This is a genomic window from Sphingomonas bacterium (assembly GCF_903642285.1).
Classification (GTDB): Bacteria; Pseudomonadota; Alphaproteobacteria; order Sphingomonadales; family Sphingomonadaceae; genus Sphingomonas.
This window is the reverse complement of record NZ_CAHJWJ010000033.1, coordinates 1-25,750: the sequence shown is the minus strand read 5'-3', so window position 1 is coordinate 25,750 and position 25,750 is coordinate 1. Positions and strand designations below refer to the sequence as shown.

Below are 25,750 nucleotides of genomic sequence, written 5' to 3'. Positions count from 1 at the left end.
AGGGCTCGGGCGGGTAGATGTACGTGTTGCGGACCATGAACTCCTTGAGGATGTCGTTCTGGATGGTCCCGTCGAGCAGGTGCCGCGGCACCCCCTGTTCCTCGCCGGCGACGATGAAGAAGGCGAGGATGGGGATCACCGCCCCGTTCATCGTCATCGACACGCTCATCTGGTCGAGCGGGATGCCGTCGAACAGGATCTTCATGTCTTCGACACTGTCGATCGCGACCCCCGCCTTGCCGACGTCGCCGGTCACGCGGGGGTGGTCGCTATCGTAGCCGCGATGCGTTGCCAGATCGAACGCGACGCTCAGGCCCTTCTGCCCGGCGGCGAGATTGCGGCGGTAAAAGGCGTTGCTCTCTTCCGCCGTCGAGAAGCCGGCATATTGCCGGATCGTCCACGGCCGCCCCGCATACATCGACGCGCGCACGCCGCGGGTAAAGGGTGCGAACCCGGGCAGGCCGGGGTCCGCGCGCACGTCGGCGGCGGTGTAGAGCGGCTTGACGTCGATCCCCTCGGGCGTGTGCCAAGTCAGGTCGCGGCCCTTCACCTCGCGCGCGGCGGCGGTGGCCCACTTGGCGAGGGTCGGGTGCGAAGACGGTTCCGGCTGCCGGGGTGCGGGGGGTGCGGTACCCGCATCCTCCCCGCTGTTCGTCTCGATGACGGGATCGGTCAAAGCCCCTTTCTCCCCGAGAGCATGGCCGACTTGCGACCTCTCCCCCGCCGGGAAAGCGACGTCGTATAACCGTTCATCATGCCCCGGTGAACACCGCTTTGCGCTTCTCCAGAAACGCTTGTCCCCCTTCGGCCGAGTCCGCAGAGCCACGCGCCGTGCGCTGGTTCTCGGCCTCGCGCAGCATCGCGCCCGCATAATCGCTCTCGAGCGCCTCGGCGAGCCCGCGGCGCATCAGCCCCAACGCCATCGTCGGCCCAGCCGCCAGCCGAGTCGCCAGCGCGAACGCCTCGGCATCCAGCGCGTCGTCCGCGACGACTTTATGGATCATTCCCCAATCGAACGCCTTCGCCGCTGGAACCTTGTCCCCCAGCAGCATCATTTCCGTAGCACGTGCCCGCCCGATGAGGCGCGGCAGCATCCACGACGCCCCGCCATCGGGGACGAGCCCGATATTGACGAACGCCTGCAGAAAATATCCCGTCTCGCTGGCCACGCAGAAATCGGCTGCGAGCGCGAGGCTGCACCCGATTCCCGCGGCCGGCCCCCGCACCGCGCTGACCATCGGCACCGGCAACGCAGCGACGGCGGCGATCGTCGGATTATAGCTCTTCGTCAGTGCCTCGAACGTAGCCTTGCCGGGATCGTCGCCGGCCAGCGCCCCGCCGCCGACATCCGCGCCCGAACAAAAGGCGCGCCCCGCCCCCGTCACCAGCACCGCGCGCGCGCCGTCCAGATCGGCCAGCGCGCCGCGCAGTTCGTCGAACATCGCCGGCGGCGCGGCGTTCAGTCGGTCGGGCCGATCGAGCGTCAGCACCAGCACGTCGCCGCGCCGTTCGCTCCGAATATGCCGATAATCGGGCAACTATTTCTCCTTGGGATTGTTCGCGCGTCGCGGTGCGTCCGATATGTCCTAATGCGCCTTCGGCGTCTCCATCAACTCCACCAACATCCCGCCCATGTCGCGCGGGTGGACGAACACGATCGGCGTCCCGTGCGCCCCGATCCGCGGTTTGCCAAGCACCGTCGCGCCCTTTGCGGTCAGATCGGCGACCGCGGCGTCGATATCGGGTACTTCGAAGCAAAGGTGATGCTGCCCGCCGGTAGGGTTCTTTTTCAGGAACCCCGCGATCGGGGACGTGTCGTCATAGGGCTCGATCAGTTCGATCTGCGTGTTGGGCGCATCGACGAAACACACGCGCACGCCCTGCGCTGGCAGATCGAACGCCTCGCCGATCACGATCGCACCGAGCAGGGTGCGATACGTCTCTACCGATCGCGCGATCGACGGCGTTGCGACGCCGATATGGTTGAGGCGGCCGAGGGTCATTGTTCGATCCTGGGCGACGCTGATCCTCCGCGGCCCATTTCAATAATAGTCTCGATACGGATCACACGTTTATCGACCGACAGAACGTAATCGTTGGTGTCGCGGACATCGTCGGCCAGTCGATCGACTTTTCGCGTCAGAACGTGCAGCCGCTCTTGCATGAGCACCACGTTGCGAATGGCAGCGAGCGCGTCACCCATTGTGCTCATTTGCGAATACCCGCTTCACGCAGAACGCGATCGACGTGCGCGTGGCTTTCGTCGAGCCGCGCAATCATATGGTCCAGCGACGCTGCCATTTTGGGCATAGCCTTGTTGGCCTCCTCGACAAGCGCTGCCAATCTCGCTTCTTCGTCCGGCGCAGGCTGCGACATGAATTGGCTTGTCGCCTCGCGCACGACATGGCCGACGGACATGCCGCTCTCCCGCGCGAAAGCGTCGAGCGCCGCCTTGTGATCGGGGGTGGTCAGAAACGTAACGCGTTCGGTCTGCATGGCACCACTCCTTCACATGACCTTATAATGCGTTGGTAGGTCATTCACAACGGGATGTTGTCATGCTTTTTCCACGGGTTTTCGAGGCTCTTGCCGCGTAGCTTGCGCAGCCCTAGCGCGATCCGGCGGCGGGTCGAGTGCGGCTGGATCACCTCGTCGATGAAGCCCTTGCTCGCCGCGACGAACGGGTTGGCAAAGCGCGCCTCGTATTCGGAGGTACGCTTGGCGATCTCGTCGGGCGTGCCGCCGCGGAAGATGATCTCGACCGCGCCCTTGGCCCCCATCACCGCGATCTCGGCGGTCGGCCAGGCGTAATTGAGGTCGCCGCGCAAATGCTTGGACGCCATCACGTCGTACGCGCCGCCATAGGCTTTGCGGGTGATGACGGTGATCTTGGGCACGGTCGCCTCGGCATAGGCGAACAGCAGCTTCGCGCCGTGCTTGATGATGCCGTTATGCTCCTGCGCGGTGCCGGGCAGGAAGCCGGGAACGTCGACGAAGGTCACGATCGGGATGTCGAACGCGTCGCAGAAGCGCACGAACCGCGCCGCCTTCTTCGACGAATTGATGTCGAGAACGCCCGCCAGCACCATCGGCTGATTGGCGACGAACCCGACTGTCCGCCCCTCGATCCGCCCGAACCCGGTGATGATGTTGCCCGCATGCGCCGGCTGCGTCTCGAAGAAATCGCCCTCGTCGACCACTTTCCGGATCAGCTCGTGCATGTCGTAGGGCTGGTTCGCGTTCGCCGGGATCAGCGTGTCGAGGCTTTCCTCGATCCGGTCCCAATCGTCCACGGTCGGCCGTTCGGGCACGCCTTCCCGGTTCGAAGATGGCAGGAAATCGATGAAGTCGCGCGCGGCCAGCAGCGCCTCGATGTCGTTCTCGAACGCATTGTCGGCGACGCTGGTCTTCGTCGTATGCGTGACCGCACCGCCAAGCGCCTCCTGCGTGACGACCTCGTTGGTCACCGTCTTCACGACATCCGGCCCGGTGACGAACATGTACGACGAGTCCTTCACCATGAAGATGAAGTCCGTCATCGCCGGCGAATATACCGCACCCCCGGCACACGGCCCCATGATGAGCGACAGCTGCGGCACCACGCCCGACGCCAGCACGTTGCGCTGGAACACCTCGGCATAGCCGCCCAGCGACGCCACCCCCTCCTGGATGCGCGCGCCGCCCGAATCGTTCAAGCCGATGACCGGCGCGCCGACCTTCAGCGCCATGTCCATGACCTTGCAGATCTTCTGCGCGTGCCGCTCGGACAGCGACCCACCGAAGACGGTGAAATCCTGGCTGAACACGAACACTAGTCGCCCGTTGATCGTGCCCGACCCGGTGACGACACCATCACCTGGAAAGACCTGCGCGGGCATCCCGAAATCGACGCAGTTATGCTCGACGAACATGTCGAGCTCCTCGAAGCTGTTTTCGTCGAGCAGCACGTCGAGCCGCTCGCGTGCCGTCAGCTTGCCCTTGGCATGCTGTGCCGCGATCCGCTTCTCACCACCACCCATGCGGGCAGCCTCTCGGCGGCGTTCGAGTTCCTCGATGGTGGACGACATGGCCTCTCCTCGTCCGCCTCCATTCCGGAGGCCCGCGGCAATTGCAAGTCCAGCGATCAGCCCGCGCCCAGCGTCACCGCACGCGTCTCGGTCGCTTGCCACAACAGCAGCGTCGGGATTCCGATCGCCAGATCGCGCGCACGCTTGGCCAGCGCCAACGCCAGCGCGGATTCGGCTGGCAGTCCGAACAACGGTGCGACCAGCGCATAGCCCGCCTCCTGCACGCCGATCCCGCCCGGCACCGCGAACGCGGCGCTGCGCAGGATGAAGATCACGCTTTCGATCGACAGCGCGGTCCAGATCGACACGGGCACCCGCATCAGTTGCAGCACGACCCACGCCCCTGCTGCACTGCCGACCCAGCCGAGCAGGTTCAGGACGAACGCCAGGACGATCCGCGCATGCCGGTCGTAGGTGGCGTTCAGCGCGACGGTAACGTCCCGCGTCACCGAATCCGACCCCGGCACGACACGCTGCGCGATTCGTCCGGCCAGCGGCAGCACCCAGCGCTGGGCGGCGGCGAACGCCATCATCAGCGCGACCATGATCGCCGCGCCGATCGCCAGCGGTATGCGCAGCGAAGCGGCTGCGCCGCCGTCGAGCAGCAACGACACCACCAGCGCGACCCCGAACAGCGAAAACACGACCTGGCTCGCCATCTCGGTCGTCATGTCCGCGATCATCGAGGCATAGACGCGGGGCCGCGGTATGCCCGCATCGCCCAGCATCCGCGTCGCGACCACGATCCCGCCGATCTGCGAAAAGGGCAGCAGGTCGGACGCCGCCTCGCGGATCAGCCGTGCCCAGGTGAAGAGGCCGATGCGGCGCGCCCGCTCGCCCGGCGCTGCCGCCCACCATGCCGTGCCCAGTACGACGAACACCCCCAGCGAATAGCCGCAATACAGCAAGAACCCTCCCACGCCGAGCCGCCGCGCGACCGACACGATCGCGCCGAGCCCGGTCGCGCCGATCGTCCAGATCGCGAGGGCCAGGCCCGCGATCGTCGCCAGCAGGATGCCGGCACGGGCGAAACGGTTCAGGCGGCCGCTCCCGCAGACTTGGGCTTGCCGGCGAACTTCAGCGCCAGGCGCATCATCGCGGGCACGAACTTCGGGCGGATGAGCCGCGGATCATAAGGCGCGAGCCGCCGGTCATTCTCCGCCAGGCAGATCGCGGCGAGTTCGGGGAAGCTCACCTCGACGCCCAGCTCCTTCGATCCGTTCAGCGTGAAGTTGTTCTCCTGCGCCTTCGTATTATCCTTGCCCATGCCCTTGGCCAGGCTGATCCGCTCGCCGATCAGGAACGCCCAGACGAGCAGCACCTTCGCCTCGAAATACGGCCGCCGCCACCATGGCATCGTCGCGCGCCACCAGGCGACCCAGTTGACGAAAAACAGGATGTGCCGCCCTTCCTCGCGCATCACGGGCTCGAACGTGTCGATCAGTTCGTCGGGAAAGAACCCCGTGTCCTTCGCCAGCTTGAACAGCCCGAAGCCGAAGAAACTGTCGATGCATTCGGAATAGCCGGTGCGCATGAACGCGAATTCGGGATCGCGCGGACGGACATAGGCGGGTTCCGGTTCCAGCTCGATCCCATACGCCTGCACCATGTCGGCGAGGACGATTTTGTGGCGGCGTTCCTCGTACGCGTTCATCCCGATCGCCTCGTGGAGCAGGGGATCGTCGATCTGTTCGTTGAAGGTCTTCACGTTCATCGATGCGCGGCCTTCGGTCTGCACCGCGATGTCCCAGATCGGAAGCGAGACGATCCGGTCGCGCGTCTCCGGTTCCAGCACGGGCCAATGGATCAGCGCGGGGCGATAGGCGTCGTGGCTGTCGAGCATCATCCGCGACAACAGGCGCTTGTGCTCGGGCGATCCCATCCGGATCTTCGCCCCCGGCGCAGGCGGCGCTTCGAAGCCGGCGGGGGAGATCGCCAGCGGCTCGAGGTCAGGATGGCGTCTGGTGGTAAGCGAAGTGGCCATTGGAAATCCCGTTGCGGTCGATGAGCGCCATGACCGCCGGATCGAGCAACGCCGCCAGTTCGTCGCGGTAACGATAGCCGGGGGCGCTGCCGCGATAGGTGTCCGCGGTCGCAGGATGCGTATAGATTTCGGTGAGCCCCGGCGGCAAGTCCCCGATCGCGCGGCGCATCCGCTGCGCATCGAACGCGCCGGTCCAGGTGAGGCCGACCACCTGATCGGGCACCAGCATCCCCGCCCGCCGCATCCGCCGCTGCAACAGCCGCGCCCACCATGCCTCGATTCCGTGATCGCCCCGTTCCAGCGGCGCGCGGATCGCGGTCATGCCGTAGCGTCCGCCGATCTTTAGGACGGTGGATGCGATTGTCGGGTGGAGGTGGAAATGTTTGTGCGCGTTGACATGATCGAGTGGCACACCAGTCGCGGCGAACGCGGCGAACTGCGCCTCGATCTCCGCCGCCAACTGCGCGCGGGCGCGGGGATCGGCGAACATCCGCAACGCTGCGCGCGCCATATCGATGCGGAAACGGCCGGTGTGGTCGACGAGTGCCGGGATTTGGTCGGGCGGCAGTACGGGCTTGCCTTCGACGAGGACGAGGTGAAGACCCACCCCCAGCGACGGCATCGCCTTCGCCCGCGCAACCGCATCCACGGCAGCATCCCCCGCAACCATCAGGCTGGCGGCGGTAAGGATGCCATCGAGGTGTGACCGCTCGACCGCTTCGTTGACGGCGACGGACGCGCCGAAATCGTCGGCGGTGACGATCAGCCCCCTCACCCGGCCGCGGTTCCCGACCGGAAGACGAAGAACGCGCCCGCCGCGATCAGCGCGAAGCCGATCGCATGATTCCAGGTGATCCGCTGGCCGAGATACAGCACCGAAAAGCCCGCGAAGATCGTCAGCGTGATGACCTCCTGCATGGCCTTCAACTGCGCGGCCGAATAGACCGCGCTACCGATCCGATTGGCCGGCACCGCGAGCCAATATTCGAAGAACGCGATTCCCCAGCTGGCCATCACGACGAGCCACAAGGGCCGTTCCTTGAAGCGCAGATGGCCGTACCACGCCGTGGTCATGAACAGGTTCGAGCCGATCAGCAGCAGTATCGGGACCAGGCGGAGGGGAAGTCCCAGCATCGCGTTTTGCGAACGCCCCCGCAAGCGAGAGCGTTCGGCCTACGCCGCCTTCTTCCGGTTATGCAGGAAGCTGAAGAACTCGACCCCCTCGCGCAACCGCCGCTTCATCATGTCGAAGTCGCGGACCATCTCGCCCACGATCGAACCGATCTTGCGCGGGCGGAAGTAGAAGCGTTTGTAGAATTCCTCCACCTTGTCGAAGATCACCGATGCGTGAAGGTGCGGGTAGCTGAGTTGCGCGATCTGCGTGCCGCCATCGGTCAGCAACTGATTGGTATTGTCGAACCAGCCATTCTCGGTCGCCTGCTTGTACAGGAACGTACCCGGGTAAGGCGCGGCCAGCGACACCTGGATGGTGTGCGGGTTGATCTCCTTGGCATAGTTGATCGTCTCCTCGATCGTCTCCAGCGTCTCGCCGGGCAGGCCGAGGATGAAGGTGCCGTGAATCACGATGCCGAGGTCGTGGCAATCCTTCGTGAACTGCCGCGCGACGTCGACGCGCAAACCCTTCTTGATGTTGTGCAATATCTGCTGGTTGCCGCTCTCATAGCCAACGAGCAGCAGACGCAGGCCGTTCTCCTTCAGCACCTCCAGCACCCGGCGCGGTACGTTCGCCTTGGCGTTGCAACTCCACGACGCCTTGAACCCCGGCTTGCCGAAGCCGAGATCGCCCAGCGCGCGCGCCAGGTCCATCACGCGGTCGTGATTGTCGGTCAGCGTGTCGTCGTCGAAGAAGATTTCCTTGGTCTGGGGAATCTCCGACAGGATATAATTCACCTCCTCGATCACCTTCGGGACCGAGCGGAAGCGGTAGTTGTGGCCGCCGATCGTCTGCGGCCACAGGCAGAAGGTGCAGCGGCTCTTGCACCCGCGCCCGGTGTAGAAGCTCACATAGGGATGGCGCAGATAGCCGCCGAAGTAATTCTCGATCTTCAGATCGCGCTTGTAGACCGGCGAGACCATCGGAAGAACATCCATGTTCTCGATGATCGCGCGGTCCCTGTTGCGGATGAAGCTGCCGTCCGGCGCGCGCCAGGTGATGCCGTCGACGATCGCGAGCGGCTTGCCTTCCGCAATCTCCAGGATCGTGAAGTCATATTCCTCGCGCGCGACGAAATCGATGTCCTTGCTGGCGGCAAGGCTCTGGTCGGGTTCGATCGCGACCTTCGCGCCGACGAAGCCGACCAGCGCGTGCGGGTTGCGCGCCTTGATGAGCGCGGCCGTCCGGATGTCCTGCCCGAAGCTGGGGGTCGAGGTGTGGAGGATCACAAGGTCCTTGCCGTCCACCTCGTGCGCAATGTCGTCCCAGCTCTGGTCGTGCGCGGGGGCGTCGATCAGACGCGATCCCTCGACCATCGCCGCGGGCTGCGCGAGCCAGGTCGGATACCAGAAGGACTTCACCTCGCGCTTCATCTGGTAGCGCGCACCCGCGCCGCCGTCATAGCCGTCGAACGAGGGTGCCTGCAGGAACAGGGTTTTCTTCATGGGGCATTCTCCGGGCCGGCAATGATCGTGCCGCGTGGAGCCATTCTAAGGCTTGCGCCGCGCCAATCAACCGATCGTACGAAGAGGCTGGCTAGGAACACGGCGAACGACAGGATATCGCGGGCTGGGAGCAGCCATAGGGATGCAGGTCGATGCGCGGCCAGCCGGTCGACGGATCGTGCCAGCAATAGTCGCGTAGCGATTGCCGACACCATTATCGCCGATCCCACAATCAGATGAAACGGAAGGGTAAGAAGCGCCAAAGGCAAGGGATGCGTCAGGATACTGCCGATATGCCCCCATCCACTCACCGCACGAAGCGTACGTGACCAGCGCAATTCATGCCGCCAAACCGCCGACAGCGTATCTTCGGAACCGCCATGGGCGACCAGAAATGCCGGTACGGGTTCGACGGCTAACCCCAATTTTCGCACGGCGGCACCGATGGCATAATCGTCGGCGAGAACATCCTTGAAAGCCGCGAATCCGCCGATCGCTTCAAGCGTCGTTCGGCGCAATGCGATCGTCGAACCCATGCAGGGATGGTCAACCTTCAGCGCCAGGCTCATGACGACCATCGGGATGAACTGCCAACTGACGGCAGCCGCGGCAAAGCGCGACCATCCGCCAGTATCGCCGCGACCATGATATAGGCACGTTACCGCCCCAACGCCCGGCATTGCCAATGCGGCAGCAACGCGGCCGATGTAATCGGGCGACACGGCGATATCGCTGTCGCTGAGGATCAGCAGGTCGTGTCTGGCAGCGGCGATCAAGTTGGCGACATTAGCTATTTTGGCATTCGCACCGATCGTCGGAGCATCGACGCAAATAGCGATATCGCCGCCGACAGCCCGCGCGATGGGCAGCGCGGGATCATCGGATCGGTTCGCACCCACGACCATCTGCACGTGGCCGTGCCAATCCTGGTCGAAAAAACTCGACAGATTTTCACGCAGTCGCGGCTCGGCACCATGAACCGGCTTGAGCAACGTGACCGGTTCGGAGGGTGCAACGGCCGGAAGAGACATGCGCGCGAAGCGGTTCGTCGCTGCAATCGCATGGATGGTATAGCCGATGGACGCAACAGCCAGGGCGACCACAACCCAACCGATCGTGAGAAATCCCGGCTCAACCATCGTCATTGTCTATCTCGCCGTCTCGTCTCCGTCATGAACATATCCGTAGCCGCCCCAATACCCACCCCGGCGAAGGCCGGGGCCTAGGTGCGATGGTTGTCGATGGCGCATTGCGCTTCGTCCAGTGCATTCCCGACTGAGCCCCGGCCTTCGCCGGGAGGCGGATGTCAAACCGCGAGCGGCAAGCGACCAGCCCCCTCCCCAACCCGCCCCCGACGCGCTAGCAGCCTTCGCCAATGATCCCCGCTTCCTCTCTCACCGCCCCAATCCTCGTCACCGGCGTCTCCGGCTTCGTCGGGGCGGCGGTCGCGCGCGCGCTGGCGGCGGAGGGTCACCATGTTCGCGGGCTCGTCCGCGCGTCCAGCCCACGGGGCAACCTCGTCGACTTCCCCGGCACGCTGGTCGAAGGTGACCTGCGCGATCCGGCCGCGGTGGCGCGGGCGATAGCGGGCGTGGCGGCGGTGTTCCACGTCGCCGCCGATTACCGATTATGGGCGCGCGACCCGGAGGAGATCGTCGCCAACAACCGCGACACGACGCGGATCGTGATGCGCGCCGCGCTGGACGCCGGAGTGCGGCGGATCGTCTACACCAGCAGCGTCGCGACGATCCTGCCCGATCCCGCCGGCGCGGCGGACGAGTCGCGGCCCGCGACGGAGGCGACCGTCGTCGGCGCGTACAAGCGCAGCAAGGTCGTCGCCGAACGGCTGGTCGAGGCGATGATCCGGGACGAAGGCCTGCCGGCGATCATCGTCCACCCGTCGACGCCGATCGGGCCTGGTGACGTGAAACCGACACCGACGGGACGGATCATCGTCGAGGCGGCAAACGGGCGCATCCCCGCCTTCGTCGATTCGGGCCTGAACCTGGTGCATGTCGACGATGTCGCACGCGGGCATCTGCTGGCGATGGCGGAGGGGCGGATCGGCGGGCATTATATCCTGGGCGGGCAGGACGTGACGCTCGCCGATATGCTGGCGACGGTCGCACGGGCGGTCGGACGCAAGCCACCGACGATCGGCCTGCCGCGCGGTCCGCTGTTTCCGCTGGCCTGGGTCAGCGAACAGATCGCGCGGGTGACGGGCAAGGAACCGATGCTGACTCGCGACGCGCTGCGGATGGCGCGCCACGCGATGTATTATTCCTCCGCGAAGGCGGAACGGGAATTGGGATACCGGGCACGGCCGCATGAGGCGGCGGTGGCGGATGCGGTCGCTTGGTTTCGCGCGGCGGGGATGATCGGGTGAGGGGGCACCTATCCTCCCTCAGTTATCTTAACCCCTCCCCGTCGAAGGCCGGGGCCCAGCGGCGGGACGATCTCGGCGGAGCGAAACGCGCGCCAATCGGCACCGTCGCAACGGGGCGCCGGCCTTCGCCGGGGTGGGATTTCGGCGGAGCGAAGGCGCCATCGTGACTCTCCTCGTCCTTCTCCCGCTCGCGATCTGGCTCTACCTCCTTCTCGCCCATGGCCAATTCTGGCGCGCGCGCGAACGCGACACTGCCCCCCTCCCCGCCCCCGCAACATGGCCGAGCGTCGTCGCGGTCGTCCCCGCACGCGACGAGGCGGACGTCGTCGCGCGCTCGATCGGCAGCCTGGCCGCGCAGGCCTATCCCGGGGAGTTCCGTATCGTCCTGGTCGACGACTCCAGCACCGACGGCACCGGCGACATCGCGCGCGCGATCGGCTCCCCCCGCGTCACGGTCGTCGATGGCACCCCCCTGCCCCCCGGCTGGACCGGCAAGCTCTGGGCGGTGGAGCAGGGCATCGCCGCAGCCCAGGCTCCCCACTACCTCTGGCTGACCGACGGCGACATCGCGCACGCGCCCGACACGCTCGCGAGCCTCGTGTCGCGTGCGGAGGCCGGCAATCTGGTCCTCACCTCGCTGATGGCGAAGCTGCGCTGCGACACGCTGGCCGAACGTGCGCTCGTCCCCGCCTTCGTGTTCTTCTTCCAGCTGCTTTACCCCTTCGCGCGGGTGAACCGGCCGACCGGGATCGGTGCCGCAGCGGGGGGATGTATGCTGATCCGCGCCGATGCGTTGGCGGCGGCGGGCGGGATCGGCGCTGTGCGGGATGCGCTGATCGACGATTGCGCGGTCGGCGCGCTGATGAAGCGGCAGGGGCGGATCTGGCTTGGGCTGACCGATCGCTCGGTCAGCATCCGGCGTTATGACGGCTGGAGTCCGGTCGCGGCGATGATAGCGCGGTCCGCCTATGCGCAGCTGCGCTATTCGCCGCTGCTGCTGGCGGGGACGACGCTGGGGCTGGCGGTCACCTATCTCCTCGCGCCGACGCTCGCGGTGTTCGGACGCGGCACGGCGCAAGCGATCGGCCTCGCGACCTGGGCGCTGATCGCGCTGTCGTTCCAGCCGATGCTGCGCTTCTACCGTCGATCGCCATCATGGGGGATCGCGCTCCCGGTGATCGCGGCTTTCTACGGCGGATGCACCTTGCTATCGGCATGGCAGCACAAGCGAGGACGCGGCGGCATGTGGAAGGGACGCGCACAAGCGGCGACGGGGCGCTGATGGCGACCGCGGTCGCGCCCGGTACGCTCGCGTCCGGCAAGAGCCACCGCGACGAGAATTTTCCCGTCGCCAGCATCCTGCTGAAACCCGCGCACCGCGCGCCGATCATGGCGTTCTACCGCTTCGCGCGCGCCGCCGACGACATCGCCGATCATCCGACCGCGAGCCGCGACGAGAAGCATGCCCGCCTCGCCGCGATGCGCGCCGGCCTGGACGGCATCGGAGCACCCGAGGCGATGGCGCTGGCCAAAGTGATGGCGGAACGCCGTCTCGACCCCGTCCACGCCCGCGATCTGCTCGTCGCGTTCGAGACAGACGTCGACAAGAATCGCTATGCCGATTGGGACGATCTGATCGGCTATTGCCGCCATTCCGCGATGCCCGTCGGCCGCTATGTCCTGGACGTGCATGGCGAGGATCGCGCGACATGGCCCGCCTCGGACGCGCTGTGCGCCGCGCTCCAGATCGTCAATCACCTGCAGGATTGCAGCAAGGATTACCGCGCGATCGACCGGGTCTACCTTCCTGCGGACGCATTGGCCGAACACGGCGCGGCGGTAGAGGATCTGCGCGCGACTCGATCGACCCCCGCCCTGCGCGCGACGATCGTGGCACTGGCGACGCGGACACACGGCCTGCTGGCGGACGCCGCGCCGTTCGCGGCGACGATCCGCGACCGCCGGCTCGCGGCCGAAGTCGCGGTCATCCACCGGCTGGCCGAAAGCCTGAACGCCAGGCTCCAGCGCCGCGACCCACTCGGCGAACGCGTCCATCACGGCAAGGCCGAAGCGGCCGCGCTTGCGCTTAGCGCCGCGCTCCCGGTGCTGCTAAGGCGGCAGCGATGAACCCCGATACCACCCCCGCCGCACTGCGTGCCAAGGTCGCGGGCAGTTCCTTCTACGCGGGCATGCGCGTGCTGCCAAAGGCCGAGCGCGAGGCGATGTACGCGGTCTACGCGTTCTGCCGTGCGGTCGACGACATCGCCGACGACCAGCACGGCGACCCCGCGAGCCGCGCGATCGAACTCGATGCGTGGCGGCACGATATCGATTCGCTCTATGCAGGCGGCGAACCGGGGCAGGCGGCTCTGGTCGCCGAGGCGGTGCGCCGCTTCCATCTCGACCGCGCCGATTTCCATGCGGTGATCGACGGGATGGCGATGGATGTCGCAGCCGATATCCGCTGGCCCGATGCCGCGACCCTCGATCTGTATTGCGACCGGGTGGCGTCGGCGGTCGGACGCTTGTCGGTGCGGATATTCGGGATGGACGAGACGGTCGGCATCGATCTCGCGCATCATCTCGGCCGCGCGCTGCAATTGACCAATATCCTGCGCGACATCGACGAGGATGCGGCGATCGGCCGCGTCTATCTGCCGCGCGAGGCGATCGAGGCAACGGGGATCGCGATCACCACGCCCCAACAGGTCGTCGCCGACCCGCGGGTCGATGCGGTCGCGCGCACGCTGGCCGTGCAGGCGGAGGCCCATTTCGACCGCGCGAAGGCGATCCTCGCGGCCCGCCCGCGCGGCCACCTGATCGCGCCGCGGCTGATGGCGGCGGCCTATGCCAAGGTGCTCGCGCGGATGGAGGCGATCGGCTGGGCCCCGCCGCGGACCCGCGTCCGCGTGTCGAAACCCGCCCTGCTCTGGACCGTGCTGAGGCTGAGCCTGTTTCGTTGAGCTTCGGGCATGTGACGATCGCGGGCGCGGGGATGGCCGGGCTGTCCGCTGCGGTCGCGCTGGCGAAGGCCGGCGTCGCGGTCTCGCTTGGCGATTCGGCGGCGCAGGCGGGTGGCCGCTGCCGGTCATATCACGATCCGCAGCTTGGCCTGACGATCGACAATGGCAACCATCTCGTCCTGTCGGGCAACGCCGCGGTCGAACGGTTTCGCGCAACGGTCGGCGCACCCGCGATGACGGGGCCGGACCATGCCGATTTCGCCTTCGCCGACCTGGCGAGCGGCGAGCGCTGGACGGTCGCGATCAACGACGGGCGACTGCCCTGGTGGACCGCATCGGCGAAGCGCCGCGTGCCGGGGACGCGGCTGACCGATTATCTCGGGCTGGCCCGGCTGATAACGGGTGGCCCCGACCGGACGGTGGCCGATCGGATCGACGCGCGCGGACCGTTATGGGAACGGTTTCTCGATCCGATCCTGCTCGCGGTGCTCAATACCCCGTCCGCCACGGGATCGGCGCGGCTGACCGGGAATGTCCTGCGCGAGACGGTCGCCAGGGGCGGCACGGCGATGCGTCCGCGGATCGCGCACCCAAGTCTTGCGGCCGCGTTCGTCGAGCCTGCGCTCGGCTGGCTCATCGAACGCGGCACGCGCGTGGCGACCGGACGGCGGCTGCGGGCGCTGGCATTCGACGGCGATCGGATCGCTGGTCTCGATTGGGGCAACGGCGTCGAGCCGGTGGCAGCGGACGAGGCCGTAATGCTCGCGCTTCCCGCCTGGGCCGCGACATCGCTCGTCCCGGGCCTGACCGCGCCGACCGAACACCGCGCGATCGTCAACGGCCATTTCGCCTTTACGCCGCCGCCCGGCACGCCCGCCATGATCGGCCTGCTGGGGGGAACGGCGGAATGGGTCTTCGCCTTTCCCGACCGGCTGTCGGTTACGGTCAGCGCCGCGGATCATCTGGTCGACCGCGACCGCAAAGACCTCGCCCGCGCCTTCTGGACCGATATCGCGGCGGTCCACGGCATCGATGCGCCGATGCCGCGCTGGCAGATCGTGAAGGAGAAGCGCGCGACCTTCGCCGCCACGCCCGCACAGGACGCGCTCCGCCCGCCCGCGCACACGCGCTGGCGCAACCTCTTTCTTGCTGGCGACTGGACGCAGACCGGGCTGCCGGCGACGATCGAAGGCGCGATCCGATCGGGGGAAACCGCCGCGGGGTTGGCACTCGCCGCCGACACGCGGTAACGGCGATCGGATGCACGGCACGCTTACCCCATCGCTACCGATGATCGACCAGGCGGTGGACCGCGCCGCCGCCGCGCTCGCGGCCACGCAGCGACCCGACGGGCATTGGGTTTTCGAACTCGAAGCCGATGCGACGATCCCGGCCGAATATGTGCTGCTGCGCCATTATCTGAGCGAACCGGTGGCCGCGGAACTGGAGGCGAAGATCGGCCGCTATCTGCGTCGTATCCGATCCGACACGCATGACGGCTGGGGCCTGTTCCATGCCGGCGACTTCGACGTCAGCGCCAGCGTGAAGGCCTATTTCGCGCTGAAGATGATCGGCGATCCCGTCGACGCACCGCATATGGCCCGCGCCCGCGCGGCGATCCTGGCGGCGGGCGGCGCGGCGGCGGTGAACGTCTTTACCCGCATCCAGCTGGCGCTGTTCGGCGCGGGGCCCTGGGCGACGGTCCCGACGATGCCGCCCGAGCTGATCCTGGCACCCCGCTGGTTCCCGATCACGCTGGCGAAGATGTCCTATTGGGCGCGCACCGTCGTCGTGCCGCTGCTGGTCCTGGCCGCGCTGAAACCCGTCGCGCGCAATGCGAAGCGCGTGCTGGTCGACGAACTCTATACCGGCGAGGCGGTCGCACCGACCACCAAGGCCGATACGACACCGATGTGGACGCTGTTCTTCAACGCGCTCGACGGCGCACTGAAACGCGGCGATCGGCTTTGGCCGAAGGGACTGCGCCAGCGTGCGATCGACCGGTGCGTGGCGTTCGTGACCGAGCGGCTGAACGGCGTCGACGGGCTCGGCGCGATCTATCCGGCGATGGCGAACAGCGTGATGATGTTCGACGCGCTGGGCTATGCCGAGGACCATCCGGCGCGCGCTGCGGCGCGCGAGTCGCTCGAACGGCTGCTCGTGATCGGCGACGACGAGGCCTATTGCCAGCCCTGCGTATCGCCGGTGTGGGACACCGCGCTTGCCGCGCATGCGATGATGGAGGCGGGCGAGGACGCGCGCGCCGATGCCGCGCTCGACTGGCTGCGCCCACGCCAGGTGCTGGACGTAGCGGGCGATTGGGCGAGCGAGCGGCCCCACGTGCGGCCCGGCGGCTGGGCGTTCCAGTACAACAACGATCATTACCCGGACCTCGACGATACCGCGGTCGTCGTGATGGCGATGGACCGCGCGCGGGGGCGGACCGGGCCGGTCAACGACGAAGCGATCGATCGCGGGATCGAGTGGACGGTCGGGTTGCAATCCCGGAACGGCGGCTGGGGCGCGTTCGATGCGGACAATGCCTATGAGTATCTGAACAATCTGCCCTTCGCGGACCACGGCGCGCTGCTGGACCCGCCGACCGCGGACGTGACCGCGCGCTGCGTATCGATGCTGGCGCAGCGCGGGGAGCGCGGCTCGGCGCGGATGATGGCGGCGCTCGACTATCTGGCACGCGAGCAGAGGGCGGACGGCAGCTGGTTCGGGCGCTGGGGGGTCAACTACATCTACGGCACCTGGTCGGTACTGTGTGCCCTCAACGCTGCCGGGGTTGGGCCGGAGCATCCTATGGTCGCGAAGGCTGTTGCATGGCTGACCGCGATCCAGAATGCGGACGGCGGCTGGGGCGAGGATTGCGACAGTTACGCGCTCGATTATGCGGGCCACCGGGGTGCCCCCTCCACCGCGTCGCAGACCGCCTGGGCGCTGCTGGGTCTGATGGCCGCAGGGCAGGTCGACAGCGATACGGTCGCGCTCGGGGTCGCGTGGCTGGCGGCGAACCAGGCGGAAGACGGGCTATGGGCGCAGGAACGCTATACCGGCGGGGGTTTTCCGCGCGTATTCTACCTGCGCTATCACGGGTACCCGAAATATTTCCCGTTATGGGCGCTGGCGCGGTACCGGAATCTGAAGCGATCGAACGCCCAAGCGGTCGAGTATGGGATGTGACCGGCCATGTCGTCGTCGCCACCGGTTTCAACCGTGAGGTCGCCTGCGTCTCGCGCCTCGCCGGTGTCGTCCCCGTCGCAGGGGGCGGCGACCCCGTGGGTCTGCGCACCCGCCTCGAGCACGCCGCGGCGGGTGCCGCAGGGATCGTCAGCTTCGGCATGACCGGCGCACTGGTCGATGGCCTGGCGATCGGCGACTGGATCGTGGCCGACCGGCTATGGGGCGCGATCGAACTGGAGTGCGATCCGGCCTGGGCCGCAGCGCTGGCGAACGCGCTACCCGGCGCACGCATCGGCGGCTTCTATGCGGACGGCCGCATGATCGACACGGTCGCGGAGAAACTGGCGCTGGGGGAGCGGCACGACGCGCTGGCGGTCGATATGGAAAGCCATGTCGCGGGGGCGGTAGCGGCGGAACGTGGCTTGCCCTTCGCCATCGTCCGCTGCGTCTCCGACGGCGCGCGCCACCTGCTGCCGCATGCGATCACGGTGTCGATGCGCCCCGACGGCGGGGTGGATGCGAAGGCGATGCTGCGATCGCTGGCGGCGCGACCGGGACAGGTCGCCGACATCGCGCGGACGACGGCGGGATTCGCGAAGGCGATGCGGGAGTTGAAGCGGGGTGCGATGCGGATCGGGCCGCGGATGGGGTTGGCGAAGTGCGCTCAATCGCGGCTGGGATAGGCCGTCACGAACCGGTGGATAGAACCGCCTTTATCAAGCATCCATATCGTTTGCACACATGGGTCGCGTCCGTCGGGTGAACGAAGCCGACAGCGGATCACGCTTGTGACGCCGTGTTGGCTTTCCCTGACCGCAACAACCGGATTGTCATCGGGATGGGCGCTAAGCGCAGCGATCAGCCTGTCCGGATCGTCCGCGGAAAACCCATGAGCCATGAAGAAGCGGGCCTTGGAGCCACCGTCTAGGTGCGTAAGTTGGAGCAGGTAGTTTTCGACTTTTCGCCTTAAAACAAAGCGATCGCCGACAAGCTTATTCATCAATCGCGGCAATCTCGTCCGCGTTCAGCGTAACCACCATTGGCGCTGGCGAGGAAAATTCGACCTCGAACGCGTGGCCGTTTCTATGGCAGTAGACAATCGTCCCAGCCTGACCCGGTGTCAGCGTCCCGTCTTCGCTTGTATATTGGCCGAGCAACTGTACGACTTGGAGTTCGCGGAAAACGCTTTGCCGGATTGGCACCGCAATGTTCATTTTTCCCCCCTCAGGCCGCCCGCTGCACCCGCTTGAACCCCTCCGGGTCCGTCGCCTGGATCCGCGCCAGTTCCTGCTCGACATGAGTCGAATGCAAGTCCGCTGCCGGTCGCGCCAGCGAAAGGTCGATGTCGGGGGCCATCGGCCCCTCGGTGCGCACGCCCTTGCGGCCGATCGCGAACATCTTCATCGGGTGACGGATCGAATCGGTCGCGGCGGTACCCTCGAAGCCGCAATGCACCATGCAGTTGGAGCATTTCTCGTATTTGCCGACGCCGTACTGGTCCCAGTCGGTACCCTCCATCAGTTCGGCGAAGGTCTCCACATAGCCTTCGCCCACCAGATAGCAGGGCTTCTGCCAGCCGAAGACGGTGCGCAGCGGCATCGACCAGGGCGTGCATTCGTACGTCTGGTTGCCGGCCAGAAAATCGAGGAACAAGGGCGAGTTGGTGAAGGTCCACGCCTTGCCGCCGTCGCCGCGCTTGAACACGTCGCGGAAGAAGTTCTTGGTCCGCTCGCGCGTCAGGAAATGCTCCTGGTCGGCGGCGCGTTCGTAGGAATAACCCGGCGAGATCGTGATCTCGACGCCCAGCCGCTCCATCTCGTCGAAGAACGCCGCCAGCCGCACCGGATCGGCACCGTCGAACACGGTGCAATTCACCTGGACGCGGAAGCCCTTGGCCTTGGCGAGCAGGATCGCCTCGTGCGCGGCGTCGTAGGTGCCGTCCTGATCGACGGCGTGGTCGTGCATGCCCTTGTCGCCGTCGAGATGGATCGACCAGGTGAAGAAGGACGACGGCGCGTATTGGTCGATCTTCTTCTTCAGCAGCAGCGCGTTGGTGCACAGGATCACGAACTTCTTCTTGCGCGTATAGCCCTTGACGATCGCCGGCATGTCGCGGTGGAGCAGCGGTTCGCCGCCCGCGATCGACACCGCGGGCGCGCCGCATTCGTCGATCGCGTCCATGCACTGCTGCACCGACAGCCGCTGGTTGAGGATCGGATCGGGATAATCGATCTTGCCGCAGCCCGGGCACGCCAGGTTGCAGCGGAGCAACGGCTCCAGCATCAGCACGAGCGGGTATTTGCCGCCCTTGATATGCTGCTTGAGGGTGTAGGCGCCGATGCGCGCGAGCTGCGAAAGCGGAAGGCTCATGATTGCTCCTGTACCGGACCGGCGTCGATCCCGCAAATGATCCTATTCGGCCGCGACGCTGCGGATAGCGGTGCGACTCCCGAGCGGGCGGCGAAGTTCCGGCGGCAGGCTGAACGCCACGTCCTCGGTCACGCCGTCCAGCTGCGCCGTCTCGACCGGACGCAGGCGGGCGAGTGCCGCGATGACGCTGTCGACCAGCGCATCCGGCGCGGACGCGCCCGCGGTCACGCCGACGGTGCCGACGCCATCGAGCCAAGCCGGATCGACCTGCCCGCCATCGTCGACCAGGTAGCTCGGCACACCCATCTCGACGCCGATCTCGCGCAGGCGGCTGGAATTGGAACTGGTCTGCGATCCGACGACGATCAACAGGTCGCTGGCCTTGGCCAGGTCGCGCACCGCGGTCTGGCGGTTCTGCGTGGCGTAGCAGATGTCGGCGACGTCCGGCCCGATCACGTCGCTGAACCGGTCGTGCAGCGCGGCGATGATCCCGCGCGTGTCGTCGACGCTCAGCGTCGTCTGCGTGATGTACGCGATCGGCGCGTCGAGCGGCAGCGCGAGCGTGGCGACGTCGTCGACGGTGGAGACCAGGTGCAGCGGCGCATCGACCTGCCCCATCGTGCCTTCGACCTCGGCATGCCCGGCATGACCGATAAGCACGACGATCCGTCCGGCGCGTGCATAGCGGCGGCCCTGGACATGGACCTTCGTCACCAGCGGACAGGTGGCGTCGATCACGGGAAGATCACGCGCGCGCGCCTCCGCCTGCACCGCCTTCGCGACGCCGTGCGCGCTGAAGATAGTGGTCGCCCCCGCCGGCACCTCGCTCAGTTCGTCCACGAATACCGCACCCTTGCGGCGCAGCGTATCGACGACATGACGGTTATGAACGATCTCGTGTCGGACATACACGGGGGCCCGCTCGCGCTCCAGCGCCCGCTCGACGATCTCGATCGCACGCGTCACCCCCGCACAGAAACCCCGCGGATTGGCGAGGATGACCCGCAACGCCGGGCCCGTTGGATCGACGATTTCCAGCTTCTTCATTGGCCGCACGCCCTCATAATCTCCCGGACGGTCGAACCCGCCGCATCCCCCGGAGGACGCAGCGGAATTCCCTCGTTAGCGACTGGCCCCGCGATCGGGCAAGACACTTTTGGTGCAACGCACCTAACGCGGATGGGGTGTGGACCCATGGCCACAGCGGGTTTATGGCGCGCAGCCTTCCCCGATCGAAAGCGTCCGTCATGCGTATCGCCGCCATTGCCCTTTCCATGTCCACGGTCGCGCTTTGCACCATGCTGCCGGCGGTCGTGTCGGCACAGGCGACCGATCCGGCCCTGGTGCCCGTCGATTCGCTGGACGCCGGGCTGATCGCGACGATGAAGGCGGGGAAGCGCGCCGGCATGCATGGCCGGACCGCGACGATCGGCCCGGTGGTGGACCGCGCGTTCGACCTCCCGCTGATGACCCGGCTTGCGGTGGGCAGTGCGTGGAACGGTTTCGCGCCCGCCGATCAGACGGCGCTCGTCGCCGCATTCCGCCGGCTGACGGTCGCGCAATATGCGTCGAACTTCGACGGCTTTTCGGGCCAGACGATCAGGATCGACCCGCGCGTCGAGGCGCGCGGCGGCGACAAACTGGTGCGCACGACGCTTGCCGGACCGGGGGACGAACCGGTCGCGATCGCCTACCGGCTACGTCAGGCCGGCGGCGGCTGGCGGATCATCGATGTGTTCTACAAGAACGAGATCAGTCAGCTTGCGACGCGCCGATCGGATTTCACACGCGTGCTCGGTACCGGCGGGGCCAAGGCGCTGATCGCCAATATCGGCGCGCAGGCGGCGAAGGTCGGCGGGTGACGCTGACGGCAGTCGTTCCTGCGCTGCTGATCCTTGGTGCCGCCGGCCAGACCGATGCCCGCACGCCGGTCGCGCCGCCGATCGCGGCCGCCGCGCCGATCGCCACCGACAAGCCCGAGCCGACCACGCCCCCGCCAACGACGCGTCGGCCTGTCCGCCACGCCGCCGGCGACCCGTTCGAACGCTTCAACCGCAAGATGTTCGCCCGCCAGCAGCGGTTCGACCGGATCGTGTTCCGGCCCGTCGCGCTCGGGTACAAGCATGTCGTGCCAAGCCCGCTTCGCACCGCGCTGCGTCATTTCTTCAGCAATCTTGGCGAGCCGATCGTTTTCCTGAACTATATGCTTCAGTTGAAACCCGGCAAGGCGATCGAGACCGTCGCGCGGTTCACGATCAATTCGACGCTCGGGCTCGCGGGGGCGATCGACCTTGCGAAGGGTCCTGCGATCCGATTGCCGCACCGGCCGAACGGACTGGCGGACACGCTGGGATTTTACGGGGTGAAGCCCGGGCCCTATATCTTCCTGCCCTTTATCGGCCCGACGACGCTGCGCGACCTGATCGGCAACGGCGCGGACGGCGCGATCCTGGCCCCGACCGTCGGGGAACCGTTCGACCGCCTCTATTACCAGTTGCCGCACGCGGTGATCCCCGGGCTCGACGAGCGGGTCGAGGCGGATGGCGACCTGCGGGCATTGATGGCAGGCGCGGTGGACCCCTACGCCACGCTGCGATCGGTCTATCTGCAGGATCGCGCGGGCGAGATCCGGCATCTGCACGGCGGGAAGCGGGCGACCGGATCGTCGCTCGAACTGGGCGATCCGCTGGCTGACCCGGCCGGCGCGACACCGGGCACCGGCAAGGTCCCCGAACTGGCGGACCCGATGGCCGACCCTGCCGCTCCTGCGCCACAGGCGACACAGCCCGATGCGAAGCCTGCACCGCCGATATCGCCCCCGCCCGCGCTCGACGATCCGCTCAAGGACCCGACGACCGGGACGCCTGCACGTCCGACCGGTTCCGCAACGCCGTCACCCCGGGCTTGACCCCGGCTCGAGGCCGGGGGGACGGAGAATGTCGGACAGCCGATAACCGCTTAAACCTTCCTGACCCGCGGCGGCCCCAGCAGCGCGGGCTCGAACACCAGCGCACAGACCAATGTCCACGCCAGCGACAGCATCAGGATCTTGCCCATGCCGGCGGTGCCGGGATGGTGCGACAGCCACAGGCTGCCGAACGCGGTGCCCGTCGCCAGTGCGGAGAACAGGATCGCGCGCGCCAGCGGCGACTCCAGCAGCGCCGTCGCCCCCGCACGCCACGCCATCACGAAATAGATATGGAATGCCACCCCCACCCCGAACAGCAACGGGAACGCGATGATATTGGCGAAGTTGATCGGCTGCCCGATCAGCACGCAGGTGCCGAGCGTCAGGAAGATCGACAGGATCACCGGCGCGAGCGTGAACGCCACCTCGCGCGCGTCGCGCAGGACCGCGAACAGCAACAGGCTGACGAGCGCGAAGGCGATCACCCCCGCCTCGACGAACGCGAATGCCACCGTCCCCGCCGCCGCCTGAGTCGCGACCGGCAGGCCGGAGATTGCGGGCGTGACCTTGGCGACGGCCTTGCGGAATCGTTCCAGCACCGCATTGTCGTTCGCATTACCGCTGGGGAAGACCGACAGCCGCGCCTGCCCATCCGGCGCGACCCAATCGCGGACAAGATCAACGGGCAGCGTCGCACGGGTCACCGGCGCGGCCTGTAGTGCCAGCCGCGTCTGGTCGAGCATCACGCTGAGCGGCTGCGATACCGTTCGATCGAACGCCCTGCGCGCGGCCGGGGTGCCATGCGACAACCGATCGAACGCGTTCGCCAGCCGCAGGGCACTCGCCCCGTCCGCCCGCCCCGTCGCGACCTGTCGCAGCTTCGCGGCGACCTGCGCGAACGCCGTCGCCAGCGCCGTATCGTTGGGCGCGGGTGCGACGTCGAAGGGGTTGAGCGTCAAATCGAGCAATGTCGACGCGTCCTGGATCGTCGCCAGTTTGGCCGGTTGATCCGGCGGCACGAAGCTGTCGACCGTCACCACCTGCCGCACCTCGGGCAGCGCAGCGAGCCGCTTCGCCAGCGCGTCGGCCGCGCCGGGGTTCCGCGCCAGCACGTCGATGGTGTTCGGCGACCGGTCCGGATCGCGCGTCAGGTCGGCGAGCGCGCGCATCGACGGCGCGTTCGGATCGCGCAGATCGAGCGGGTTGAAATCGAACCGGACGAAAGGCAGCAGCGCGATACTGACCAGCATCGCCGCGACGAACGCCCACAGCACCCGCCGCCGGTTGCGCGCGAGCCAGCGATCGGCGGGGGCCATGCCCGCGAAACCCACATCTCGCTCGGGGCTGCCCGGCGGCATCAGCATGACGATCGCCGGCAGCAACGTGACGCTGAACGCCAGCGCGACGATCATGCCCAAACCGGCGATCACCCCCAGTTCGGCGATCCCGACATAGGCGGTCGGCAGGAACGCCCCGAACCCGAGGAAGATCGCGCTCGCCGCCAGCAGCAACGGCGCGCCGAGCGCTTCCGCCGCGGCGGCCATCGCGACCGGCGGTATCAGGCCGCCGCTCCGCTCGGCATTGAAGCGCACGCAGATCTGGATACCGAAATCGACGCCGAGCCCGACGAACAACGGGATGAACGCGACCGAGATCAGGTTGAACCGCCCGACCGCCAGCAGCCCGACCGCGCTCGTCACCACCAGCCCCGCGACGATCGTCGCGAGGATCGCCGCCACCAGCCGCACCGACCGGGTCGCGAACCAGAGGGTGGCCAGCATCGCCGTCAGCATCACCGCCCCGACCGCGCCGATATTGTCCTCCAGCGTCGCGAATTCCTCGTCCGCGAGCGGCACCTCGCCGGTCAGCTGGATCGTGACCCCATCATGTGCCGCGTCGAACCCGCCCGCGTCGGCGGCGGCGTGAAGCGCGTCGCTCGCCGCCGCGCCCGGCATCAGCGCGCCGTGATCGAGGACGGGTTGGAGCAGCAGCAACCGTCGTGTCGGCACCACCGTCGCTGCGCCCCCGAACAGCCGCTGCCAGGAGAAATAGGCGGGCTTTCCGGCGAGCGCCGCGTCCGCCGCCCGGGTCAGCGCGCGGACCGGCGCGTCGATTTGCGTGAGTGTCGTCGATCCGTTCGCGACCCCGTCGAGCATCGTCGACAGCGCGGACGCCACCCCCCGCGCGCTTGGATCGGCGGCAAGCGGGCCGAGCAGAGGCTGCGCATCGACCAGCGCCGCGGTCTCGCGCTGCACGTCCACGCGCGATCCGAACAGCAATCCCTCGCGGCCGAAGAAATTGCCGCCGTCGGGCCGGCTGACGCGGCGGAAATGCGTCTTGTCGGCGGCGAGTTTCGCGGCGAGCGCGGCCGCCGCGCCTTCCGCCAGTTCCGGCGTGCGGCCGTCGATCACCACGACCATGACGTCGCTCAACTGCGGGAACGCCGCCTCGACCGCGCGCTCCTGCTTGCGCCAGTCGACATCCGGGGCGATCAGCGCCGCGGTGTCCGTCGTCATCGCGAACCGGTCGACCGCGACGATCAGCGCCAGCATCGTCAGCACCGCCGCGATCGCCAGCGTCGCCCAGGGCCGCCGGATCGCCAGCGCGACGACGCGGGGGATCAGCCGGCGCATCGCGGTCAGCGCTTCGCCGGGCCCGAAGCCCCGAGGAAATAGCGTAGCGAGAAACGGATCGTGTTCGGAGTCGCGCCGACGGCGAAGGCGGCGTCATCGAACTTGGGCGGTCCGAACCGGATCTTGGCGTCGTTCGAGAAACCGACGCCTTCTTTGGGAATACCGAACAGCGCGCGGTCGACCTTGCCGTTGCGGTTCTCGTCATGGGTCGCCTGCGCGGCATAGCGGCCGGCGGGCACACCCTGGAGAACCAGCGTCGTTACCCCGGCCACCGCACGCACCGTCGCGCGATAGGGGCAATTCTCGGTGAGGAACTGCGCCTGCGGGCAGATATCGACATGGACATTGCCGTTCGCGTTGCGGATATTGCCGACCTGCACCGTGACGGTGGTCCCCACCGGTCCCGCCGCCGGCAGCAGCATCGCGGCGGCCAGCAGGGCGGCGGCCTTCAAGCCCGCACCCCCGCGGCGGTGGCGTTGTGGTGGAGGGCGGCGAGGACGGTATCGACGATGGCGTCGGCGTCGAGGCGGGCTTCGGCGTACTGCTTGTCGGGTGCGTTCTGGTCCTGGAAGCTGTCGGGCAGCCGGAGCGTGCGGATCGCGAGGCCGGTGTCGGTCAGCCCTTCGTCCGA

General features: G+C 67.3%; 28 protein-coding genes. 9 read left to right on the top strand and 19 right to left on the bottom strand.

Annotated features, from left to right (window positions below; translation table 11 throughout):
* From HUU99_RS14005 to hpnI, 12 genes are all read right to left on the bottom strand, one after another.
* Nucleotides 1–550: methylmalonyl-CoA mutase family protein (locus HUU99_RS14005; RefSeq protein WP_254603233.1), on the bottom strand; the 550-nt coding region annotated here is incomplete at its 3' end.
* 202 nt (nucleotides 551–752) lie between these two features.
* Entirely contained in the window at nucleotides 753–1,538 is a 786-nt protein-coding gene (locus tag HUU99_RS14000) for an enoyl-CoA hydratase-related protein (RefSeq protein ID WP_174287198.1), read from the bottom strand.
* Nucleotides 1,539–1,586: 48 nt separating this feature from the next.
* Nucleotides 1,587–2,003, bottom strand: coding sequence for a methylmalonyl-CoA epimerase (gene mce / locus HUU99_RS13995; RefSeq protein WP_174287197.1), 417 nt, complete (start codon nucleotides 2,001–2,003; stop codon nucleotides 1,587–1,589).
* Nucleotides 2,000–2,203 carry a hypothetical protein gene (locus HUU99_RS13990; protein WP_254603229.1) on the bottom strand — a complete coding sequence of 68 codons (204 nt, stop codon included), beginning with the start codon at nucleotides 2,201–2,203 and terminating at the stop codon, nucleotides 2,000–2,002. The genes mce and HUU99_RS13990 overlap by 4 nt, the downstream gene beginning before the upstream one ends.
* Nucleotides 2,204–2,208: 5 nt before the next feature.
* Nucleotides 2,209–2,496, bottom strand: a complete 288-nt coding sequence (locus tag HUU99_RS13985) for a hypothetical protein (RefSeq protein ID WP_174287195.1) — start codon at nucleotides 2,494–2,496, stop codon at nucleotides 2,209–2,211.
* A 44-nt stretch (nucleotides 2,497–2,540) separates the two neighbouring features.
* The gene (locus tag HUU99_RS13980) at nucleotides 2,541–4,067 is read right to left on the bottom strand and encodes an acyl-CoA carboxylase subunit beta (protein WP_174287194.1); all 1,527 of its coding nucleotides are present in this window, start codon (nucleotides 4,065–4,067) and stop codon (nucleotides 2,541–2,543) included.
* Nucleotides 4,068–4,123: 56 nt separating this feature from the next.
* The gene (locus HUU99_RS13975; protein WP_302479994.1) at nucleotides 4,124–5,077 is read right to left on the bottom strand and encodes a lysylphosphatidylglycerol synthase domain-containing protein; all 954 of its coding nucleotides are present in this window, start codon (nucleotides 5,075–5,077) and stop codon (nucleotides 4,124–4,126) included.
* Nucleotides 5,078–5,103: 26 nt separating this feature from the next.
* Nucleotides 5,104–5,949: a ferritin-like domain-containing protein gene (locus HUU99_RS13970; protein ID WP_254603231.1), complete on the bottom strand. Its 846-nt coding sequence runs from the start codon at nucleotides 5,947–5,949 to the stop codon at nucleotides 5,104–5,106.
* A gap of 67 nt (nucleotides 5,950–6,016) precedes the next feature.
* Nucleotides 6,017–6,826: a hopanoid biosynthesis-associated protein HpnK gene (hpnK, locus tag HUU99_RS13965; protein ID WP_174287192.1), complete on the bottom strand. Its 810-nt coding sequence runs from the start codon at nucleotides 6,824–6,826 to the stop codon at nucleotides 6,017–6,019.
* The gene (locus HUU99_RS13960) at nucleotides 6,823–7,185 is read right to left on the bottom strand and encodes a DMT family protein (protein ID WP_174287191.1); all 363 of its coding nucleotides are present in this window, start codon (nucleotides 7,183–7,185) and stop codon (nucleotides 6,823–6,825) included. The genes hpnK and HUU99_RS13960 overlap by 4 nt, the downstream gene beginning before the upstream one ends.
* A gap of 39 nt (nucleotides 7,186–7,224) precedes the next feature.
* Nucleotides 7,225–8,670 (bottom strand): hopanoid biosynthesis associated radical SAM protein HpnJ, encoded by a 1,446-nt coding sequence (gene hpnJ / locus HUU99_RS13955; protein ID WP_174287190.1) that lies wholly within the window; start codon nucleotides 8,668–8,670, stop codon nucleotides 7,225–7,227.
* Nucleotides 8,667–9,815: a bacteriohopanetetrol glucosamine biosynthesis glycosyltransferase HpnI gene (gene hpnI, locus HUU99_RS13950; RefSeq protein WP_174287189.1), complete on the bottom strand. Its 1,149-nt coding sequence runs from the start codon at nucleotides 9,813–9,815 to the stop codon at nucleotides 8,667–8,669. Before hpnI ends, hpnJ begins: the two co-directional genes overlap by 4 nt.
* Nucleotides 9,816–10,045: 230 nt before the next feature.
* Here hpnI and hpnA point away from each other — a divergent pair, with 230 nt between their 5' ends.
* From hpnA to HUU99_RS13915, 7 genes are all read left to right on the top strand, one after another.
* Complete coding sequence (gene hpnA / locus HUU99_RS13945; RefSeq protein ID WP_174287188.1) at nucleotides 10,046–11,056, top strand: hopanoid-associated sugar epimerase; 1,011 nt, start codon at nucleotides 10,046–10,048, stop codon at nucleotides 11,054–11,056.
* 163 nt (nucleotides 11,057–11,219) lie between these two features.
* Nucleotides 11,220–12,338: a glycosyltransferase gene (locus HUU99_RS13940; protein ID WP_174287187.1), complete on the top strand. Its 1,119-nt coding sequence runs from the start codon at nucleotides 11,220–11,222 to the stop codon at nucleotides 12,336–12,338.
* Nucleotides 12,338–13,183 carry a squalene synthase HpnC gene (hpnC, locus tag HUU99_RS13935; RefSeq protein WP_174287186.1) on the top strand — a complete coding sequence of 282 codons (846 nt, stop codon included), beginning with the start codon at nucleotides 12,338–12,340 and terminating at the stop codon, nucleotides 13,181–13,183. The genes HUU99_RS13940 and hpnC overlap by 1 nt, the downstream gene beginning before the upstream one ends.
* Entirely contained in the window at nucleotides 13,180–14,019 is an 840-nt protein-coding gene (gene hpnD, locus HUU99_RS13930; protein WP_174287185.1) for a presqualene diphosphate synthase HpnD, read from the top strand. The genes hpnC and hpnD overlap by 4 nt, the downstream gene beginning before the upstream one ends.
* Nucleotides 14,016–15,269: a hydroxysqualene dehydroxylase HpnE gene (gene hpnE / locus HUU99_RS13925; RefSeq protein WP_174287184.1), complete on the top strand. Its 1,254-nt coding sequence runs from the start codon at nucleotides 14,016–14,018 to the stop codon at nucleotides 15,267–15,269. Before hpnD ends, hpnE begins: the two co-directional genes overlap by 4 nt.
* A gap of 40 nt (nucleotides 15,270–15,309) precedes the next feature.
* A complete protein-coding gene (shc, locus tag HUU99_RS13920; RefSeq protein WP_254603228.1) occupies nucleotides 15,310–17,208 on the top strand; it encodes a squalene--hopene cyclase in 1,899 nt (632 codons plus the stop codon).
* Nucleotides 17,205–17,891 (top strand): phosphorylase family protein, encoded by a 687-nt coding sequence (locus HUU99_RS13915; protein ID WP_174287182.1) that lies wholly within the window; start codon nucleotides 17,205–17,207, stop codon nucleotides 17,889–17,891. The genes shc and HUU99_RS13915 overlap by 4 nt, the downstream gene beginning before the upstream one ends.
* Here the strand turns inward: HUU99_RS13915 and HUU99_RS13910 are convergent.
* From HUU99_RS13910 to ispH, 4 genes are read right to left on the bottom strand one after another with little or no spacing between them, the layout of a single operon-like run.
* Nucleotides 17,873–18,208 carry a DUF6883 domain-containing protein gene (locus tag HUU99_RS13910; RefSeq protein WP_174287181.1) on the bottom strand — a complete coding sequence of 112 codons (336 nt, stop codon included), beginning with the start codon at nucleotides 18,206–18,208 and terminating at the stop codon, nucleotides 17,873–17,875. The genes HUU99_RS13915 and HUU99_RS13910 overlap by 19 nt on opposite strands.
* A complete protein-coding gene (locus HUU99_RS13905; RefSeq protein WP_174287180.1) occupies nucleotides 18,201–18,422 on the bottom strand; it encodes a DUF4926 domain-containing protein in 222 nt (73 codons plus the stop codon). Before HUU99_RS13905 ends, HUU99_RS13910 begins: the two co-directional genes overlap by 8 nt.
* Before the next feature lie 10 nt (nucleotides 18,423–18,432).
* Nucleotides 18,433–19,578: an adenosyl-hopene transferase HpnH gene (gene hpnH, locus HUU99_RS13900; protein ID WP_174287179.1), complete on the bottom strand. Its 1,146-nt coding sequence runs from the start codon at nucleotides 19,576–19,578 to the stop codon at nucleotides 18,433–18,435.
* Nucleotides 19,579–19,620: 42 nt separating this feature from the next.
* A complete protein-coding gene (gene ispH, locus HUU99_RS13895; RefSeq protein WP_174287178.1) occupies nucleotides 19,621–20,625 on the bottom strand; it encodes a 4-hydroxy-3-methylbut-2-enyl diphosphate reductase in 1,005 nt (334 codons plus the stop codon).
* A gap of 200 nt (nucleotides 20,626–20,825) precedes the next feature.
* Here ispH and HUU99_RS13890 point away from each other — a divergent pair, with 200 nt between their 5' ends.
* Together HUU99_RS13890 and HUU99_RS13885 are read left to right on the top strand one after the other, a co-directional pair.
* A complete protein-coding gene (locus HUU99_RS13890) occupies nucleotides 20,826–21,440 on the top strand; it encodes an ABC transporter substrate-binding protein (RefSeq protein ID WP_174287177.1) in 615 nt (204 codons plus the stop codon).
* The gene (locus tag HUU99_RS13885) at nucleotides 21,437–22,486 is read left to right on the top strand and encodes an MlaA family lipoprotein (RefSeq protein WP_174287176.1); all 1,050 of its coding nucleotides are present in this window, start codon (nucleotides 21,437–21,439) and stop codon (nucleotides 22,484–22,486) included. Before HUU99_RS13890 ends, HUU99_RS13885 begins: the two co-directional genes overlap by 4 nt.
* Before the next feature lie 50 nt (nucleotides 22,487–22,536).
* On the opposite strand, the gene HUU99_RS13880 is transcribed toward HUU99_RS13885, so the two are convergent.
* From HUU99_RS13880 to HUU99_RS13870, 3 genes are all read right to left on the bottom strand, one after another.
* Nucleotides 22,537–25,119 (bottom strand): MMPL family transporter, encoded by a 2,583-nt coding sequence (locus tag HUU99_RS13880; RefSeq protein ID WP_174287175.1) that lies wholly within the window; start codon nucleotides 25,117–25,119, stop codon nucleotides 22,537–22,539.
* A 5-nt stretch (nucleotides 25,120–25,124) separates the two neighbouring features.
* Nucleotides 25,125–25,571, bottom strand: coding sequence for a DUF2141 domain-containing protein (locus HUU99_RS13875; protein WP_254603226.1), 447 nt, complete (start codon nucleotides 25,569–25,571; stop codon nucleotides 25,125–25,127).
* The coding region (locus tag HUU99_RS13870) for a hypothetical protein (RefSeq protein ID WP_174287174.1) at nucleotides 25,568–25,750 on the bottom strand (183 nt) is incomplete at its 5' end. The genes HUU99_RS13870 and HUU99_RS13875, both read right to left, overlap by 4 nt.